The sequence below is a fragment of the Micromonospora sp. CNB394 genome (assembly GCF_000374985.1).
Taxonomy (GTDB): Bacteria; Actinomycetota; Actinomycetes; order Mycobacteriales; family Micromonosporaceae; genus Micromonospora; species Micromonospora marina.
On the sequence record NZ_KB895845.1, the window covers coordinates 20069 to 40466 of the forward strand.

Genomic DNA, 20398 nt, shown 5'->3' on the forward strand with positions numbered 1-20398 from the left:
TTTCGAGGAAGCGGCACTCCGATGGCCAACGAAGACAAGCTCCGCGACTACCTCAAGCGGGTCATGGCTGATCTCCACGACACCCGCCGCCGACTCAGCGAGGCCCAGTCCCAGGAACTGGAGCCGGTGGCTATCGTGGCGATGAGCTGCCGGTTGCCGGGCGGGGTGCGCAATCCCGACGACCTGTGGGAGCTGTTGCGGGACGGCCGGGACGCCGTCGCGCCCTTCCCCGACGACCGGGGCTGGGATCTGGAGCGTCTCTACCACCCCGACCCCGACCACCCGGGCACCTCGTACGCCCGGGAGGGCGGGTTCGTCGACGGGGCCGGCGACTTCGACTCCGCCTTCTTCGGCATCTCGCCGCGCGAGGCGCTGACCATGGACCCCCAGCAGCGGCTGCTGCTGGAGACCTCCTGGGAGGCGGTAGAGGCCGCCGGCATCGATCCCGCCTCGCTGCGGGGCAGCCGGACCGGGGTGTTCGTCGGCACCAACGGGCAGGACTACGGCACCCTGCTGATGATGTCGCCCGACGGCGACGAGGGGCACTCGATGACCGGGGGCGCGGCGGCCGTCGCGTCGGGCCGGGTGTCGTACGCCCTCGGGCTCGAAGGACCGGCCGTCTCCATCGACACGGCCTGCTCGTCGTCGCTGGTGGCGCTGCACCTCGCCGTGCAGGCGCTGCGGGCGGGGGAGTGCGACCTGGCGCTGGCCGGCGGGGTGACCGTGATGGCCACCCCGGGGCTCTACATCGGATCGAGCCGGCAGCGCGCACTCTCCACCGACGGGCGCTGCCGGTCGTTCGCCGCCGCCGCCGACGGCGCCGGTTTCTCCGAGGGGGTCGGCTGGCTGCTGGTCGAGCGGCTGTCGGACGCCCGCCGCAACGGCCACCGCGTCCTGGCTGTGGTCCGCGGCACCGCCGTCAACCAGGACGGCGCGTCGAACGGGCTGACCGCGCCCAACGGGCCGGCCCAGCAGCGGGTCATCAGCCAGGCCCTCACCTCCGCCCGGCTCTCCACCGCCGACGTCGACGTGGTGGAGGCGCACGGCACCGGCACCAGGCTGGGCGACCCGATCGAGGCACAGGCGCTCATCGCCACGTACGGGCAGGACCGTGGCGAGGCCCCGCCACTGCTGCTCGGCTCGGTGAAGTCGAACATCGGCCATGCCCAGGCCGCAGCGGGCGTGGCCGGCGTGATCAAGCTGGTGCTCGCCATCCGGCACGGCCTCGTGCCGGCGACGCTGCACGTCGACGCACCCTCCCCGCACGTCGACTGGACGGCCGGCGCGGTGGAACTGGTGACGGAGGCACGCCCGTGGCCCGAGACGGGCCGGGTACGCCGGGGCGCCGTCTCCTCGTTCGGCATCTCCGGCACCAACGCTCACGTGATCATCGAGCAGTCGGCCGAACTGGTCGAGTCGGGTGCGTGTGGGCGTGGGGCGGGCTTGGTCGCTTCGGATGTGGTGGTCTGGCCGGTGTCGGCGCGGTCGGGGACGGCGTTGGCCGGTCAGGTTGGCCGGCTTGCGCGGCACGTGCGTGAGCGGGGCGGGATCGATCCGGTGGAGGTGGGTTGGTCGTTGGCGGCTACCCGGTCGGCCTTCGATCATCGCGTCGTTGTCGTCGGGTCGTCCGTCGAGGGGTTGCTTGCCGGGCTGGATGCCTTCGCTGCTGGTCAGCCGGCGGGGAACGTGGTCACGGGAGTGGCGTCGAGCCCGGGTGCGGGCCCGGTCTTCGTGTTTCCGGGTCAGGGTGCGCAGTCGGCGCGGATGGCGGCGGGGCTGGTCGGTCGTACGCCGGTGTTCGACGAGTGCCTGGCGGAGTGCCGGCGGGCGTTGGCGCCGCATCTCGATGTGGATCTCGTGTCGGTGCTCACGGGCGAGGACGAGTCGTGGCTGGACCGGGTCGAGGTGGTGCAGCCGGTGCTGTGGGCCGTCGGTGTCGCTCTGGCGGCGGTGTGGCGTGCGGCGGGTGTGGTTCCGGACGCGGTGATCGGTCACTCGCAGGGTGAGATCGGTGCGGCGTGTGTGGCGGGCATTCTGAGCCTGGAGGACGCGGCGAAGACGGTGGCGTTGCGGTCGCGTGCGCTGGCGGTGCTGCGGGGTACCGGGACGATGGCGTCGGTGGACCTGTCGGCCGAGGCGGTGGCCGAGCGGCTGCCCGCGTTTCCAGGTGTCGGGATCGCGGCGGTCAACGGCCCGTCCACCGTCGTGGTGTCGGGTCCGCCGGAGCACGTCGCCGACCTCGTGCGGGCGTGTGGGGCCGAGGGTGTTCGTGCCCGGCTGATCCCCGTGGACTACGCGTCGCACTCGCCCGCGGTGCAGGAGGTCGCCGAGCAGCTTCGGGCGGACCTGGCCGGTGTCAGTCCGCAGGCTGGTCATACCCGGCTCGTGTCCACTCTCACCGGGGACTGGGTGGATCCGGCGGTGATGACCGCTGACTACTGGTATGACAACCTGCGGCGGACCGTGCTCTTCGACGCGGCCGTGCGGACGGCTGTGGCCGCCGGGCACACCACGTTCGTCGAGATCAGCCCGCATCCGGTGCTGGCGATGCCGGTCACCGCGATCCTCGACGACGCCGGTGTGAGCGGGCACACCATCGGCAGTCTGCGTCGTGGTGACGACGACGCGACCCGGCTGCTGACCAACCTCGCCACCGCGTACGCCGTCGGCCTGCCCGTCAACCTGACGAGGGTGCTGCCCGCCACGGCCACCGTCGACCTGCCCACGTACGCCTTCGACCACCACCGGTACTGGCCCGCGCCGCCGTTCTTCCGCACCGCGGCCGACGCCGCCCCGGACATCGACCGCTGGCGCTACCGGGTCACCTGGCAGGCCCTGCCCGACCTGCCGCTGACCTGGCTCGCCGGCACCTGGCTCGTGCCGGTGCCCGCGGCGCTGGGCGACGACCCGCTGGTCACCGACGTGCTGTCGGCCCTCGGCAACTTCGGCGCGGACGTCGTCCCGGTGGAGCTGGACGTCACCCACGACCCGGCGGCGCTCGCCGAGCGGCTGAGCGCCGCGCTCACCGGCCCGGACGGACCCGTCGCCGTGCTCTCGCTGCTGGGCCTGGACGAGCGGGCGCACCCGGAGCACCCGGCCACCTCGCTGGCCGTCTCGGGCACCGCCCTGCTGGTGCAGGCGCTCGCGCTGCTCGGCGTCGAGGCGCCTCTGTGGTGCGCCACCCGGGGAGCCGTCGTGGCCTGCGCCGACGACCCGGCGCCGCGCCCCGCCGCCGCCTCCGTCTGGGGGCTCGGCCGCGCCGTCGCGCTGGAACACCCCGCCCGCTGGGGCGGCCTGCTCGACCTGCCCGACGTGCTCGACGCGCAGGCCGGCGCGCTGCTCTGCGCGGCGCTCGGCGCCAGCGGTGGCGAGGACGCCTTCGGCGACGACGGCGCGGAGCGGTCCGGCCGGGGCGAGGACCAGCTCGCCGTCCGCGCCTCCGGCGTCTTCGTCCGCCGCCTCACCCGGATCACCGAACCCGAGCCGGCCGACTCCGGCGACGCGGACGACACCCGGCGGATGCGCGGCACCGTGCTGATCACCGGTGGCACCGGCGGACTGGGCGGGCATCTGGCCCGCTGGACGGGCCGCTGCGGCGCCGCACACGTCCTGCTGGCCAGCCGGCGCGGCCCGGACGCCCCGGGCGCCGCCGAGCTGGAGGCGGAGCTGACCGGCCTCGGCGTACGGGTCACAGTGGCCCGCTGCGACGTCGCCGACCGGGCACAGGTGGCCGACCTGCTCGCCGCCGTTCCCGCCGACGCCCCGCTGAGCGCCGTGCTGCACACCGCCGCCGTCCTCGACGACGGTATCGTCGACACCGTCACCGCGCAGCGCCTGCACACCGTCGCCGCGCCGAAGTGCGTCGCCGCGCTGCACCTGGACGAGCTGACCCGCGACCTCGACCTGGACGCCTTCGTGCTCTTCTCCTCGGTGGCCGGAACCACCGGCAACGCCGGGCAGGGCGCGTACGGGGCGGCCAACGCCTTCCTCGACGCCCTCGCCGAGCGGCGCCGGGCCGAGGGACTGCCAGCCCTCTCGGTGGCCTGGGGCGCCTGGCGCGGGGCCGGCCTGCCCGCCGAGAACGAACGCGCCCAGGAACGGCTGCGTCGGGGCGGCATGATCGGCATGGATCCGGAACTGGCCGTCGAGGCCCTCGCCCGGGCACTGCGCCGCGACGAGCCCACCACGGTCGTCGCCGACATCGACTGGTCCCGTTTCGCCCCCGCGTTCACCCTGGTGCGGCCCAGCCCGCTGATCGGCGACCTCGCCGAGGCCCAGGAGGCGACGCAGCCGGCCGGGCAGGAGGCCGCCGAGGAGGGGACGGGCCTACCATCGGCCCTCGCCCGGCGGCTCGCCGCGCTCGCGCCGGGGGAGCGCACGGCGACACTGCTGGAGCTGGTGCGGCAGTGCGCGGCGACGGCCCTCGGCTACGGCGCCGCCGACGACATCCCGGCCACCCAGCCCTTCCGCGACCTCGGCCTGGATTCGCTGACGGCAGTCGACATGCGCAACTTCCTGGCCGCCGCCACCGACCTGCGGCTGCCCGCCACGCTCGCCTTCGACTATCCGAACCCGACGGTGCTCGCCGCGCACCTCGGCGAACTGCTCACCGGGATCGTCCCTGACGCGACCACCTCCGCCCCGGCCGCCGCGGCCGAGGACGACGACCCGATCGCCATCGTGGCGATGAGCTGCCGCCTGCCCGGCGGGGCGGACACCCCGGAGCAACTGTGGCAGCTCCTGGCCGCCGGCGGCGACGCCATCGGGGAGTTCCCCACCGACCGGGGCTGGGACCTGGACCGGCTCTTCGACTCCGACCCGGAAAAGGAGGGCACCAGCTACGCCCGCGAGGGCGGCTTCGTCACCGGCGCCACCGACTTCGACGCCGGCTTCTTCGGCATCAGCCCCCGCGAGGCCCTCGCCATGGACCCGCAGCAGCGGCTGTTGCTGGAGGCGTCCTGGGAGGCGGTCGAGCGGGCCGGGATCGACCCGCACACGCTGCGCGGCAGCGCCACCGGCGTATTCGTCGGCACCAACTACCAGGACTACCGCAACCTGATGTTCAGCGCCGAGGGCGCCGAGGGGCATCTGATGACCGGCAACGCCGGCAGCGTCCTGTCGGGCCGGGTGTCGTACACCCTCGGGCTGGAGGGGCCCGCCGTCTCGGTCGACACCGCCTGCTCGTCGTCGCTGGTCGCGCTGCACTGGGCCTGCCAGGCGCTGCGCCGCTCGGAGTGCTCCCTCGCCCTGGTCGGCGGCGTCACCGTCATGTCCACCCCCGGGGTGTTCGTCGGCTTCAGCCGGCAGCGGGGCCTCGCCCCGGACAGCCGGGTCAAGGCGTTCGCCTCCGCCGCCGACGGCACCGGCTGGGGCGAGGGCCTCGGTCTGCTGCTCGTCGAGCGGCTCTCCGACGCCCGCCGCAACGGTCACCCGGTGCTCGCGGTCATCCGGGGCAGCGCCGTCAACCAGGACGGCGCTTCCAACGGCCTCACCGCCCCGAACGGGCCGTCGCAGCAGCGGGTGATTAGGCAGGCGCTCGCCAACGCCGGCCTCGCCCCGGCCGATGTGGACGCCGTCGAGGCGCACGGCACCGGCACGAAGCTCGGCGACCCGATCGAGGCGCAGGCCCTGCTCGCCACGTACGGCCGGGAGCGGCCCGCCGAGCAGCCGCTCTGGCTCGGCTCGATCAAGTCGAACATCGGTCACACCCAGGCCGCCGCCGGTGTCGCCGGGATCATCAAGATGGTGCTGGCGCTGCGGCACGGCTACCTGCCGCAGACCCTGCACGTCGACGAGCCGACCGACCAGGTGGACTGGAGCGTCGGCGCGGTCGAACTGCTCGGCGAGGGCCGCCCGTGGCCGGTCACCGACCACCCGCGCCGTGCCGCCGTCTCCTCGTTCGGTATCAGCGGCACCAACGCGCACACCATCCTGGAGCAGGCCCCGGAGCCGGTCGAAGTCGAGGAGCCGGCGGGTGACCCGGCGCGGCTGCCGGTGGTGCCGGTGCTGCTGTCCGGCCGTTCGGGGTTCGCGCTGGCCGCCCAGGCGCAGCGTTGGTCCGAGCAGCTCACCGGGCTGGAGGAGCCACGTACGGTCGACGTCGGCTGGTCGTCGGCCGTCGCCCGGGCCGCCCTGGAACACCGGGCCGTCGTGCTGGCCACCGACCGGATCGCGCTGGGCGCCGGGCTGCGCGCCCTCGGTGCCGGCGAGGACGCGCCGCTGGTGGTCACCGGCGTGGCGGTGCCCCGGCCGAAGGTGGCGTACCTGTTCTCGGGGCAGGGCGCCCAGCGGGCCGGGATGGGTCGCGAGCTGGCCGAGGCGTTCCCCGTCTTCGCCGCCGCCCTGGACGAGGCCTGCGCCGCCCTCGACGCGCACCTGCCCCGCCCGCTCAAGCCACTGCTCTTCGCCGAGCCCGGCACGCCCGGGGCCGAGGCGCTGGACCGCACCGAGTTCACCCAGCCGGCGCTGTTCGCCGTGGAGGTGGCGCTGTTCCGGCTGTTCGAGGCGTGGGGGGTCCGCCCCGACGCCGTCGCCGGGCACTCGATCGGCGAGATCGCCGCCGCCCACGCCGCCGACGTGCTCTCCCTGGCCGACGCCGCCGAGCTGGTCGCCGCCCGGGGCCGGCTGATGCAGGCGCTGCCGGCCGGGGGGGCGATGCTCGCCGTCGCCGCCACCGAGGCCGAGGTGACCGCCACGCTCGGCGAGCGGGCCGACCGGGTCTCCGTCGCGGCCGTCAACGGCCCCGCCGCGGTCGTGGTGTCCGGGGCCGGCGACGCCGTCGAGGAACTGGCCGCCGAGTGGGCCGCCCGGGGTGTCCGGGTCCGGCGCCTGGCGGTCAGCCACGCGTTCCACAGTCCGCTGATGGATCCGGTGCTCGACGACCTCGCCGCCGTCGCCGGACGGCTGCGGTACGCGGCTCCGAGCATCCCGATGGTCTCCACCGTCACCGGCGTGCCGGTCGACGCGGCGGAGATCGGCGCGCCCGGCTACTGGGTGCGCCACGCCCGCGAGGCGGTCCGCTTCGCCGACGCCGTCGTGGCACTGCGCGAGCGCAACGTCACCGGCTACGTCGAGATCGGCCCGGACGGGGTGCTCACCGCGCTCGCCCAGGCCGTCCTGGCCGAGGCCCCGGCCGGCGGTCGGGCCCCACTGGTGGTGCCCGCCCTGCGCCGGGACCGCGCCGAGCCGACCACCCTGCTGCGCGCGCTCGCCGCGCTGCACACCCACGGCGTCTCCCCGGACTGGTCCGCCCTCTACGCCGGTACCGGCGCCCAGCGGGTCGAGCTGCCCACCTACGCGTTCGACCGGCAGCGCTACTGGCCGGAGCCGCCGCCCTGGGCCGCACTCGTGGCCGCCGACGAGGCCACCGAGGTCGAGCGCCGCTTCTGGGCCGCGGTCGAGGCCGAGGACCTGGAGTCGCTGGCCCGCGACCTCGACGTGCACCGCGACCAGCCGTTCGGCACCGTGCTGCCCGCCCTGTCGGCGTGGCGCCGGCGCGGCCGGGAGCAGGCCCTGGTCGACGGCACCCGATATCGGGCGGTCTGGGAGCCCGTCGCGGAGACCTCGCAGGAGCAGGACCCCGGCCGGTGGCTGGTGCTGCTGCCCGCCGACCGGGCGGACGACCCCGACCTGCAGTCCTGCACCTGGGCCCTGGGTGCCGAGGTGAGCATCGTGCCCGTGGACACCGCCGCCGACTCCGAGGAGCTGTGCGGCGGGTTCGCCGACGTGCTCACCGAGGCGTTCGGCGCGGGCGACGGGCCGCTGTCGATCCTGTCCTTCCTCGGCCTGGACGACGCCCCGCACGCCGAGCACCCGGCGCTGCCGCGCGGCCTCGCCGCGACCGTGCACCTGATCCAGCAGCTCGTCGACCTCGACGCCTCGGTCCGGCTCTGGTGCGTCACCCAGGGCGCGGTCGGCCTCGGCGACGGCGACGCCCCGGCCAACCCGCGGCAGGCGATGCTGTGGGGCCTGGGCCGGGTGGCCGCGCTGGAGCAGCCCGCCCGCTGGGCCGGGCTGGTCGACCTGCCCACTGACCTGGAGCCGTGGACGGCGATGCGTCTCGGCGGCATCCTCACCGGCGGCGTGGAGGACCAGATCGCCGTCCGCGAGTCCGGGGTGCTGGTGCGGCGGCTCGTACCGGCCACCACCACCGACGGGGAGCCCACGCCGTGGCAGCCCCGGGACACGGTGCTGATCACCGGAGGCGCCGGTGCGCTCGGTGGGCACGTGGCCCGCTGGGTGGCCGCCGAGGGCGCGCAACGGGTGGTGCTGACCAGCCGGCGGGGGACCGGCACCCCGGGCGCCGCCGAGCTGATCTCCGAGCTGGCCGGGCTCGGCGTGGACTGCCGGGTGGTCCGCTGTGACGCCGCCGACCGCGCCGCCGTGACCGACCTCCTGGCCGATCTCCGGCGGGAGGGGCCGCCGCTGCGCGCGGTGGTGCACGCCGCGGGGGTCAGCGAGGTGGTGCCGCTGGCCGACACCACCCTGGAGGACCTGGCGTACGTCATCGCCCCGAAGGTCTGCGGCGCCGAACACCTCGACGAGCTGCTCGGCGACGCCGAACTGGACGCGTTCGTGCTCTTCTCGTCCATCTCGGCGGTGTGGGGCAGCGGCGGACAGGGCGCGTACGCGGCCGGTAACGCCTACCTGGACGCGCTTGCCGAGCGGCGGCGCGGCCGGGGCCGGGCGGCCACCTCCATCGCCTGGGGACCGTGGACCGAATCGGGCATGTACACCGAGGGTGCGGCGGAGCAACTGCGTCGCCGCGGCCTCCGGGTGATGCCGCCCGGCGTGGCGATGGCCGGGCTGCGGCACGCCCTGGCGGTCGGCGACAGCTGTGTCACCGTCGCCGACGTCGACTGGGCCACCTTCCAGCCGCTGTTCACCTCGCTGCGGCCCAGTCCGCTGCTGGCCGACCTGCCGGCCGTACGCGGGCTGGCTGCCGCCCCCGCCGAGGCGCCGGAGGCGGTCGCGCCCGGTGCCCGGGACCTGCTCGCCGGGCTGCGGGCGCTGCCGGACGACGAGCGGCGGGCCGCCCTGCTGGAGATGGTGCGGGTCGACGCGGCGAAGGTGCTCGGCCACACCTCCGCTGACGCGATCGAGACCGACCGGGGTTTTCTGGACCTCGGCTTCGACTCGCTCACTGCCGTGGAACTGCGCAACCTGCTCGCCGCGGCGACCGGGCACGACCTGCCTACCACAGTCGTCTTCGACTACCCGACCCCGGACGGCCTGGCCGGCCACCTGTACGAGCAGCTCTTCGCGGACGGTGCGGGGGACGGCGACGGCGACGAGGAGTCCGTGCGCCGGGCCCTCGCCGCGATCCCGCTCGACGAGCTGCGGCAGGCGGGCCTGCTCGACCCGCTGCTCGAGCTGGCCCGCACGAGTGCCGGCGCGCCGGCCGTGGCGTCCGCCGTCCCGGTCACGTCGCCCGCACCCGAGAACCAGATCCGCGAACTCGACGTCGCCGGCCTGGTCCGGATGGCCCTGGAAGGCTCCGACTCGTGACCCGGCCGGCCCTGAGGAGCGCCCGATGAATGTTTCCCTGGACGAGGTCGTCGGCGCGCTGCGTGCGTCCCTGCTCGACAACCAGAAGCTCAAGCAGCAGAACCAGCAGCTCACCGCCGCGCTCGGTGAACCGGTAGCGATCATCGGCATGAGCTGCCGGTTCCCCGGCGGTGTCGGGTCACCCGAGCAACTGTGGGACCTGGTGGCCGCCGGCGGCGACGCGATGTCGGCGTTCCCGGACGACCGGGGCTGGAACCTGGGCGCGCTCTACGATCCGGACCCCGACCCCGGCAGCCGGGGTACGTCGTACGTGCGCGAGGGTGGGTTCCTCTACTCCGCCGGGGACTTCGACCCGGCGTTCTTCGGCATCAGCCCCCGCGAGGCCCTCGCCATGGACCCGCAGCAGCGGCTGCTGCTGGAGACCGCCTGGGAGGCGTTCGAGCGGGCCGGCATCGACGCCACCCGGCTGCGCGGCACGCCCACCGGCGTCTACGCGGCCACCAGCAGCCAGGGTGACTACGCGGCCCTGCTCACCGGGGTCACCGGCGGCGTCGAGGGCTACCTCGGCACCGGCAGCGCCGCAGCCGTGGCGAGCGGCCGGATCTCGTACGCTCTCGGGCTGGAGGGCCCGGCGGTCACCGTGGACACCGCGTGCAGCTCGTCGCTGGTCGCGCTGCACCTCGCCTGCCAGGCGCTGCGGCTGGGCGAGTGCACGATGGCGCTGGTCGGCGGGGTGTCGGTGATGGCCACCCCGACCGTATTCGTGGAGTTCTCCCGGCAGCGGGGCCTGTCCACCGACGGCCGGTGCAAGTCGTTCGCCGCCGCCGCCGACGGCACCGGCTGGTCCGAGGGGGCCGGCATGCTGCTCGTCGAGCGGCTCTCCGACGCCCGCCGCAACGGCCACCCGGTCCTCGCCGTGCTGCGCGGCAGCGCCGTCAACCAGGACGGCGCGAGCAGCGGGCTGACCGCTCCGAACGGCCCGTCGCAGCGCCGGGTGATCCGGCAGGCTCTGGCGAACGCGGGGCTGGGTGCCGACCAGGTGGATGCCGTCGAGGCGCACGGTACGGGCACCACGTTGGGTGATCCGATCGAGGCGCAGGCGCTGATCGCGACGTATGGGCAGGGCCGGTCCGCCGACCGGCCGTTGTGGCTCGGCTCGGTGAAGTCGAACATCGGGCACACGCAGGCGGCGGCGGGTGTGGCCGGGGTGATGAAGATGGTGCTGGCGATGCGGCACGGGGTGCTGCCGCCCACGCTGCACGTGGACGAGCCCACCCCGCACGTCGACTGGTCGGCCGGGGCGGTGTCCCTGCTGACCGGCGCGCAGCCATGGCCGGAGACCGGGCAGCCACGCCGGGCCGGGGTCTCCGCGTTCGGCATCAGCGGCACCAACGCACACGTCGTCATCGAGCAGGCCGCCGCGACGGACACCGACGACGTCCGGCCGGCCGGCACGCCCGCCCCGCCGGTACCGTGGATCGTCTCGGCCCGCTCCGCACCGGCCCTGGCCGGGCAGGCGCGGCGGCTGCTGGCGCATCTGGCCGATCACCCCGACCTGACCCCCGCCGACGTGGCGTACTCGCTGGTCACCACCCGGGCGGCCCTGCCGTACCGGGCAGCGGTGATCGGCGGTGACCGCGACGCGCTGCGGGCCGGCCTGCACGCGGTCGCCGAGGAGCGCGACACCCCCGGCGTGGTGCGAGGCGTGGCCCGCCCGGCCGGCAAGGTCGCGTTCCTCTTCACCGGGCAGGGCGCCCAGCGCCTCGGCATGGGCGCCGAGCTGTGCCGCCGGTTCCCGGTCTTCGCCGCCGCCTTCGACGAGGTGGCCGGGGAGCTGAACCGGCACCTGAGCCGGCCGCTGCGGGAGGTGGTCTTCGCCGCGGCCGGCTCGCCCGGCGCGGATCTGCTGGACCGTACCGAGTTCACCCAGCCGGCGCTGTTCGCCTACGAGGTCGCCGCATACCGGCTGGTCACCGCCTGGGGGCTACGCCCGCAGTTCCTGCTCGGCCACTCGGTCGGCGAGCTGGCCGCGGCACACGTCGCCGGAGTGCTGTCGCTGGCCGACGCGGCGACCCTGGTGGCCGCCCGGGCCCGGCTCATGCAACAGTTGCCGCCCGGCGGGGCGATGCTGGCGGTGCAGGCGTCCGAGGCGGAGGTGGTCCCGCTACTCGACGAGCGGGTGTCCCTGGCCGCCGTGAACGGCCCCCGGTCGGTGGTGCTCTCCGGCGACGAGGAGGCCGTGCTCGCGGTGGGGCGGCGGCTGTCCGCCGAGGACCGGCGGTCCCGTCGGCTGCGGGTCAGCCACGCCTTCCACTCCGCCCGGATGGACGCCATGCTGGCCGACTTCCGGATCGTCGCGGAGAAGGCCGCGTGGCACCCGCCGAGCCTTCCGATCGTCTCCGACCGCACCGGCGAGCCGCTCACCGCCGCCCAGGCCACGGACCCGGGCTACTGGGTCGACCACGTCCGGGACACCGTCCGTTTCCACGCGGGCGTCGCCACCCTCGCCGCCGGCGGCGTCGGAACCTTCGTGGAACTCGGCCCCGACAGCGCCCTGACCGTGCTGGCCCGGGAGTGCCTGCCCGACATGGAACCGGCGGCCTTCGTGCCGCTCGCCCGCCGGGACCAGCCGGAGGCGACCACGCTGCTCGCCGCGCTGGCCGCGGTCGACCTGCGCGGTGCCGGGGTCGACTGGGCGGCTCCCTTCGGCGGCAGCGACGCCGCGCGCGTCGAACTGCCCACCTACGCCTTCCACCGCGAGCGTTTCTGGCCGGACCAGCCGACAGTGGAGCTCGTTCCGCCCGCCGCGACCGGAGCGGACGAGGAGTTCTGGGCGGCCGTGGCGCAGGGACGACCGGCCGAGCTGGCCGCCGCGCTCGGCCTGCCCGCCGACCGGCAGGACGCGCTCGCCGACGTGCTGCCCGCCCTCGCCTCCTACCGGGACCGGCGGCGTCGCGGATCGGAGCTGGACGGGCTGCGCTACCGCGCCGACTGGGAACGCGTCGACCTGTCCTCCGCCCGTGCCACGCCGGCCGGCCGATGCCTGCTGGTGGCCGGGGCCGGCACCGACGCCACCGCGATGCTCACCGTGCTGCGCGCCGAGGGCCTGGACCCGACGCTGGTCACGGTGGGAGACGACCTGGACGCTGTCGCCCGGGCCGCGCTCGCCGACGGCACCTGGTCGGTCGTGGTCTCGCTGCTGGCGGCGGAGGAACCGGCGGCCGGCGCGGGAACCGGCGCGCTCGCCGGGACAGCCGCGCTGGTGCGGGCCCTCGCCGCTGCGGGGAACGGCACGCCGCTGTGGACCGTGACCCGGGGTGCGGTCGCCGTCGACGCGCACGACGCCGCTCCCGGCGTGGCCGGGGCGTACCTCTGGGGCCTGGGCCGGGTGCTGGCGCTGGAGCAGCCGCGCCTGTGGGGCGGGCTGGTCGACCTGCCGGCGGAGCCGGACGACGTCGCGCTCGCCGCGCTCGCCCGGGTCGTCGCGTCCGGCGGCGACGAGGACCAGGTGGCGGTACGCACCGGCGGGGTGTATGCCCGGCGGCTCCGCCGGGCCCCGGCCGGCGGAGCCGATACGGACTGGCGGCCCCGCGGCGCGGTCCTGGTGCACGGGTCCGCGCCGGTGCGTACCCCGCACCTGCTGCGCTGGCTCGCCGAGCGCGGCGCGTCGCACCTCGTCCTCGTGGGGCCGGTGGCGGATGCCGCCCCGCCCGGCCCGGACGTCACAGTCACCGCCGTCGACGACCTGGACGGGCTGCCCGAGGTGCTGGACCGGCTGGCCGCCACCGGCAGCGAGATCCGCACCGTCCTGCACGTCGCCGACTCCGACGGGGCCGGCGACCCGGTGGCGGTGCTGGACCCGCACGACCTGGTCGACGCCGTGGCCGCCCGCACCGCCGCCGTGGAACTGCTCGGGCGGGCCTGCGCCGGCCTACCGGTCGACGAGTTCGTCGTCTTCACCTCGACGGCCGCCGTCTGGGGCAGCGGGGGAGCGGCGGTCGCCGCCGCCGTGGGCGCCGGGCTGGCGGCGCTGGCCGCCGGCTGGCGTGCCGCCGGCCGCCCGGCCACCGTCGTCGCGTGGGTGCCCTGGGCGGACGAGATCACCGATGCGGCGCAGTTGCGCCGCCGGGGGGTCCGGCCGCTGCCCGCCGACATGGCCCTGTCCGCGCTGGGGCAGGCTCTGGTCCGCGGTGACGACCACCTGGCCGTGGCCGACCTCGACTGGCCCGCGTTCGTGCCGGCCTTCACCGTCGTACGGCCCAGCGCGCTGCTGCGCGGCGTGCCCGAGGCGACGGCCGGCGCGGAGCCGGAGGCCGGCGATGCCGCGACCGATCCCGCCCGCGCGCTGCGCGAGCGGCTGGCCGGCGTTCCGGCCGGCGACCGGCACCGGATCCTGCTGGACCTGGTCCGGGCACGGGTGGCCACCGTCCTCGGGCACGCCTCGCCCAACGCGGTCGAGGCCGACCGGGACTTCCTGGAACTCGGCTTCGACTCGCTGACCGCACTGGAACTACGCGACGCGCTGCGCCAGGAGACCGGGGCGGAGCTGTCGGCGACCCTGCTCTTCGACCACCCCACCCCTACGGCGCTGGCCGTTCACCTGCTCGGCCGGTTCCTCGGCGCGGTGGCGGCCGGGGACGGCGCGGACGACGCCGGCGGACCTGCCGGGGAGAGTGCCGGCGGCGGACTGCTCGGCGGGTTGTTCAACCAGCCGAAGGCGCGCGAGGACCCGGCCGGGTATGCCGAACTGCTGGTCAAGCTCGCCCAGTTCCGCCCCAGCTTCCGCGAGCCGGCGCAGCTCACCCGCCCGGCCGGTATCCTCCGGCTCGCCGAGGGCGGGACCCGGGCGCAGTTGGTGTGCTGCTGCACGATGTCGCTGCTCTCCGGCGCGCACGAGTACGCCCGGCTGGCCGCCGGCTTCCGGGGCGTACGTGACGTGTGGGCCCTGCCCAACCCCGGGTTCGGCGTGGGCGAGGAGCTTCCCGCCGACCTCGACGCGCTGCTGCGGGTGCACGCCGACACGGTGCTGCGCACCGTCGGCGCCGGCCCGTTCGTGCTGGCCGGTCACTCCGGTGGTGCGATGGTGGCCAACCTGCTCGCCGGGGAGATGGAACGCCAGGGCCGCCCGCCGGACGCGGTGGTGCTCATGGACACCTACCCGGCCGACAGCGAGGTGCTCGGCGGGTGGGTGCCGCAGCTTCTCGACGGGATGATCGACCGGGACACCGCGTACACGCCGATGGACGACTGGCGGACGACGGCGTGGGCGGGCTACCTGCCGCTGTTCCTGGACTGGCAGCCGACCGAGATGGCGGCGGCGACCCTGCTGGTGCGGGCCACCGAGCCGCTGGGGGAGTGGGACGGCGAACCGGACGGCTGGCGGTCGCGCTGGCCCTACCCGCACGAGGCTGTCGACGCGGCTGGCGACCACTTCAGCATGGTCGCCGACCGGGGGCCGGAGCTCGCCGGCACGGTCCAGCGTTGGCTGGCTGCGCGGGGCCTGTGACCGGTTCCGCCCCTGGCATGCCCCTAGCGCCCCCTATCAGCGCACATACATCTATCGGACCGACGTTCCAGGACGGAGCATGACGACGTGGACGAGGCAGTGGTGGTCACGGAGCTGGTCAAGCGGTACCAGCCCAACATGCCACCGGCGGTGGACGGGCTGAGTTTCTCCGTCGCCGCCGGTGAGGTCTTCGGCCTGCTCGGGCCGAACGGTGCGGGCAAGACGACGACGATCGGGGTGCTGACCACGCGGGTGCGGGCCACCTCGGGCCGGGCCCGCGTGTGCGGGGCAGACGTGATCGGCTCGCCCGCCGCCGCCCGGCAGTTGCTGGCGGTCGTACCGCAGCGGGTGAACCTGGACCGGGCGCTGACCGTCCGGCAGAACCTGCTGTTCCACGCGGCCTACCACCGGGTGCCCCGGGCGCAGCGCATCCGGCGGGCGGACGAGTTGCTGGACCAGATGGGGCTCAAGGACTTCGCGAACCACCGCACCGACTTCCTGTCGGGCGGCCTCGCCCAGCGGACGATGATCGCCCGCGCGCTGATGCACTCGCCCCGGGTGCTCTTCCTCGACGAGCCGTCTGCGGGCCTCGACCCGCAGTCCCGGCTCTTCGTGCACGACCGGATCGCCGAGCTGAAACAGGACGGCGTGACAGTGGTGGTCACCACACACGACATGGACGAGGCGGAGAAGCTCTGCGACCGGGTCGGCATCGTCGACCACGGCAAGCTGCTCACCATGGACACGCCGTCCGCGCTGACCCGTACGCTGCCGGGCAGCAGCACCCTGACCCTCGTGGTGACCCCCGGCGCCTCCGCCGAGGAGGTGCGGGCCGCGCTCGATGCGATCCCCGACGTGGAGCAGGTGGAACACTTCAAGATGACCGCCAAGGTGCCCGTCGCCGCGCCGGCGTTTCCCGGCATGCCGCCGATGCCGATGCCCGCTCCGGTCCCGGATGCCCCCGCCGACTCGGACGCCCCCCTGTCCTTCCGGGTCTACACCAGCGGTCAGCCGGCCAATGCCATCCCGATGGCGATGAAGATCCTCGCCGACCTGGGTTGCGAGGTTCGTGACCTCAACATCGGCCAGCCCAGCCTGGAAGATGTCTTCATCCACCTGACCGGAAGGGAACTTCGGTGAGCGTCACCGCCCCCGCCCCCCCGTCCGCGCCGTCACCGGCCGCGGCGCCGCCGCCGGTGCGCGCGCTGGACCAGCTTGCCACCTTCCGCGCGGTGCTCTCGCGGGACCTGTTCGTCACCGGCCGGGAGCTGGTCGGCTTCCTGCTCCAGGTCTTCATCCAGCCGCTGTTCATGCTGCTGATCTTCGGCAAGGTGCTCAGCGACCTGGGCTACGCCAGCGACGACTTCTCCAACGTGCTGCTGCCCGGCGTCATCGCGCTGAACGCCTTCCTGATCGGCCTGGAGAACACCGCGCTGCCGATGATGATGGACTTCTCCTTCACCCGGGAGATCGAGGACCGCCTCCTGGCGCCCATGGCGACCCCGCTGGTGGCGCTGGAGAAGATCATTTTCGGGGGTATCCGTGGCCTGATCGCCGGTGTGGTGCTGATCCCGGTCGGCATGCTCATGCTCGGCGTCACCTGGCCCTGGGCGGTGGTGCTCAAGGTGGTCGGGGTGTTGGCGATCGGCGCGCTGGTCGGTGCGGCGGTCGGTCTCGCCTTCGGCACCCTGGTGCCCACGCAGCACATCCAGATCATGTTCACCGTGGTGATGACGCCGATCATGTTCACCGGTGCCACCCAGTTCCCGCTGCTCGGCCTGGACTCGCTGCGCTGGTATCAGGTGATCTGTTCGCTGAACCCGCTGACCTACATCAGCGAGGCGACCCGGTCGCTCGTCGGCCCGCCGGGGGTCGAGTCGCTGCCGCTCTGGCTGTGCATGTGCGTCCTCACCGGGGTCTTCGTGGTGTTCTCGGCGATCGGCATGCGTGGCTTCATGCGTCGCGCCATGGACTGACCACTGACCGCCCGGGATACGGTCCGCCGAGGGCCCGAATCGCTCCTGCGGTTCGGGCCCTCGTGTGTCGCAAGGGGCCGGCCCCTGGGGACGGCCGTCAGGACGTGGCGCTCTGTGTCTCGTCGGCCACCGTCTCGGCGTACACGGCGAGCCGGGACGGCAGGTCGGTCCGGCGCTTCACGTCGAGCTTGCGGTAGACCCGGGTCAGGTGCTGCTCGACAGTGCTCACCGTGATGAAGAGCTTGCTGGAGATCTGGCGGTTGGTGTGGCCCTGTGCGGCCAGCGCGGCAACGCGCCGCTCGGCGTCGCTCAGCCCGTCGTCCGGTTCCTGGAGTTCGGCGGCGGCCGGGTACGCCGGCAGCCCACTGCCCGGCTCCCGGCGGATCAGCCGCTGAGCCAGCACCGACGCCCCGCAGTCCTGCGCGAGCTGGTAGGCGCGGCGGACGAGCAGCCGGGCGCGGGCGGAGTCTCCGGCGCGCTGGAGCGTCTGACCGGTGTCGCCGAGGGCGCGGACGAGCTCCAACCGGTCGCCGCTGGACTGGAGCAGGTTGACCGCCTCGCAGAGCAGCTTGCGCCGGTGGTCCTGGGCGGCGGTGGTGGCGAGCAGGCGCAGCGTACGGCCCCGGGTCCGGTCGTCGACCCCGTGCGGCACCCGCAGTTGCTCCTGCAGGAGCTGCATGGCCTGCGTCTTGTTGCCGACGCTGAGCTGCACCCGGGCCAGCTCCAGCCGCCACGGCACCAGTCCGGCCGCGTCGATCCCCCACGTGCGCATCAGCTCGCCGCAGCGCCGCAGGTCGGTGGTGGCGGCGTGCGGCCGGCGTACGGCCAGGTGGTGCCGGCCGCGTGCGGCCAGGTAGTGCACGCCCAACGGGGTGCGGAGCATGCCGGGCGGGGTCGGGTGGGCCAGCCACCGGTCGGCCTCGGCGAACCGGCCCGACTCCGTCGCGGATGCGATCAGGGTGGACAGCGGTCCGGCGATCGCCACTCCCCAGGCGGGGGCGGGCATGTCCGCAAGGGCCGCGCGGGCGTGGTGCTCGGCACCGGGCAGATCGCCGACGCGCAGGGCCGCCTCCGCCCGGATCGCCCGGATCACCGCACGCCAGCCCGGCGCGTGCTGAACCACCGGCCGGTCGAGCAGCATGTCGCCCCAGACCGCGGCCCGGTCCGACCGGCCGGCCCAGAGCAGCGCCAGCAGGGGCGCGGTCAGCAGGCCGAGGGCGCCGTCGTCCGTGTGGTGGCGCTGCAGGATCTGCTCGGCGGTCGGCACCGTGTCGTTGTCGGCGGTCGGCGTCAGCGCGGTGCCGAGCACCGTGACCGCCTGCAGGAGCGGGCTGACGGTGGTCGGGGCGCTGGCAGCGCGGCTCCAGGCGGCCGGGTTCTGCCGTACGCTCGCCAGGTGGCCCGGGTGGGAGAGGGAGACCAGAAGCTGCATGATCCGCAGGCGGCCGGGCGGGGCGTCCGGAGCCTGCTCCTCGTCCGCCGAGAAGCCGCTGACGGCCTCGGCAGCCTCGTCGGCACGGCCCTGCCAGAGCAGGTACGGCACGGCGGAGAGGCTCGCATCGGTGGACCAGCCGGCGGCCCGCGCCGTCTGCACCAGCTCCGTCAGCTGCCCGTTCACCGTCAACGGGTTGAGCTGCCAGCGGGCATTCACCAGCATCTCGGTGGTGGCGGTGCGTTGCCGCTCGTCCACCGGCGCGCCGGCGAGCAGCCGCAGGCAGGCAGCCGCCACGTCGGGCCGGCCGGACGAGAGCGCGTCGCCGGCGGCGTCCTGGAGCACCGGCACCCGCCAGCCGGCCACCGTCGCACCGGCGGCCACGAGGTGCTCGGCGACCACGCTCGCCTCGGCGCCGCGGTCGTGCAACACCTCGGCGGCCCGCTGGTGCAGGCCGCGCCGCTCGTCGGCCGACATGTCAGCGAGGATCGGGTGCAGGATGCGCGAGTGGCGTAGCTGGTCGCACTCCATCAGACCCGAGGTACGCAACACCCGCACCGCCGGGACCGTGGTCGCGGGCATCACGTCGAGGAGGTGGCCGAGCAGTTCGGTCGACGCGGGCCGGTCGAGCACGGCGAGCGCCTGGGCCACCCGGCGCACCCCGGGCTCGTGGCGGTAGAGGCACCCGAGCACGGCCTGGTCGAACGCGTCACCGACGGACGGAACGTCGTGGTCGCTGCCCTCGCCGCCGGCCCGTTCGTCGAGCAGCGCCCGGGTGAGCAGGGGATTGCCCCCGGTCATCCGTACGTAGTGTTCCGCCGTCCTGCGGGCGTCGGCGTCCTCGACGGCGTCCTCGATCAGCCGGGCGACAGCGTCGACGGTCAGTGGTGGCAGGCCGATCCGGGAGAAGTGCGGCTGGCTGAGCAGTTCGGCACGGAACAGCGGGTGCGGCGGGCGTAGCGTCGACGCCTCCGCGAGCACGACCATGATCCGGGCGTGGCGCAGCCGCCGGGTCACGTAGAGCAGGCAGTGCAGCGAGGCCGGGTCCGCGTGGTGCACGTCGTCGACGAGGAGGATCAGGGGCCCCTTGGCCGTCAGGTCGACCAGGGTGGTGAAGAGGCCGTGCAGCAGGGGTGCCCAGGCCCGGTCTCCGGCGGACGCCTCGCCGCCGACTTCGGGCAGCGGCACCGTGGAGGTGGCGTCGCGCAGCAGCTTCTCGACGTGGGCGGCGGTCTCCGGGGCGAGCCGTGCACTGTGGAAGAGCTGCCCGACCACTCCCAGGTGGAGACCGCGCTCCGCTCGTGAGCCGGTCGCGCTCATCACCTGCCCGCGGGAGCCGGCCGTCCACTCGCCGAACGACTCCAGCAGGCTGGTCTTGCCGCTGCCCACGGCACCGGTGACCAGCGCGACGTGTCCGCGCTGCTGCTCCTCGCAGGCGTGGAACACGCGCCGCAGACGGGTGATCTGTTCCTCTTGCTGAACCAGCACCTGCGCGTCAGCCCTCCTTGTACGCGGCGCGGGCCTGGTAACGCCGGTACGGCCCGACACCGCCACCCCTGCCGGAGACAGCCGCCCCTTTCGCCCGCGTCTCGCCGGGTAGGGGTGGAGCGCGCCGGGCGGCCACGCCGGGTGGACCTGAACTCCTTCGTCGGACCGGTCTGCTAGCCGTACGGTCCGCGTGATGAGGCGAGTCTGGCACCGGCATGATGGTGCGACAATGGGCGTGAGACCCCACCGTTCTGCACACAAACCTGCGGCCCCGAAAGGCGTTTAGGGGTTGCGCGATCCGGGATGGGGGTGTCGGAGCCCACCGGTCAGGGGGGAGGCCACACGTCAGTGAACGGCCGGTGTCGGGCGTACAGCTTGATGGTGTCACACCGCGACTCCCGGCGGTGCCCACGGTGATGGGTGGCGGACTCTGGGTGACGGAGGCGGTCACGTGACCCCCGACGGCTCTTCCGTGCGGAACCCCGACCG

4 protein-coding genes and 1 pseudogene are annotated in these 20398 nt (G+C 74.7%); 4 read left to right on the forward strand and 1 reads right to left on the reverse strand.

The genetic code is table 11. The features are described 5' to 3' along the window. Positions 1-21: 21 nt before the first annotated feature. The 4 genes and pseudogenes from C569_RS0120955 to C569_RS0120970 all read left to right on the forward strand — a co-directional run bounded on the left by C569_RS0120955 (position 22) and on the right by C569_RS0120970 (position 16989). The gene (locus C569_RS0120955) at positions 22-9507 is read left to right on the forward strand and encodes a type I polyketide synthase (RefSeq protein WP_018787728.1); all 9486 of its coding nucleotides are present in this window, start codon (positions 22-24) and stop codon (positions 9505-9507) included. A 25-nt stretch (positions 9508-9532) separates the two neighbouring features. Next, positions 9533-15013 (forward strand): annotated as a pseudogene (locus tag C569_RS0120960) (type I polyketide synthase); the annotation flags it as partial. Between the two features lie 87 nt (positions 15014-15100). Continuing rightward, complete coding sequence (locus C569_RS0120965; protein ID WP_018787730.1) at positions 15101-16153, forward strand: ABC transporter ATP-binding protein; 1053 nt, start codon at positions 15101-15103, stop codon at positions 16151-16153. Continuing rightward, positions 16150-16989, forward strand: a complete 840-nt coding sequence (locus C569_RS0120970) for an ABC transporter permease (protein ID WP_018787731.1) — start codon at positions 16150-16152, stop codon at positions 16987-16989. Before C569_RS0120965 ends, C569_RS0120970 begins: the two co-directional genes overlap by 4 nt. A gap of 97 nt (positions 16990-17086) precedes the next feature. Here C569_RS0120970 and C569_RS34895 read toward each other — a convergent pair whose 3' ends face one another. Next, positions 17087-19909, reverse strand: a complete 2823-nt coding sequence (locus C569_RS34895; protein ID WP_018787732.1) for a LuxR family transcriptional regulator — start codon at positions 19907-19909, stop codon at positions 17087-17089. Positions 19910-20398 lie beyond the last annotated feature (489 nt).

Coding starts and splice junctions, on each gene's coding strand:
- C569_RS0120955 (WP_018787728.1), top strand. CDS start 22: ATGGCCAACGAAGACAAGCTCCGCGACTACCTCAAGCGGGTCATGGCT.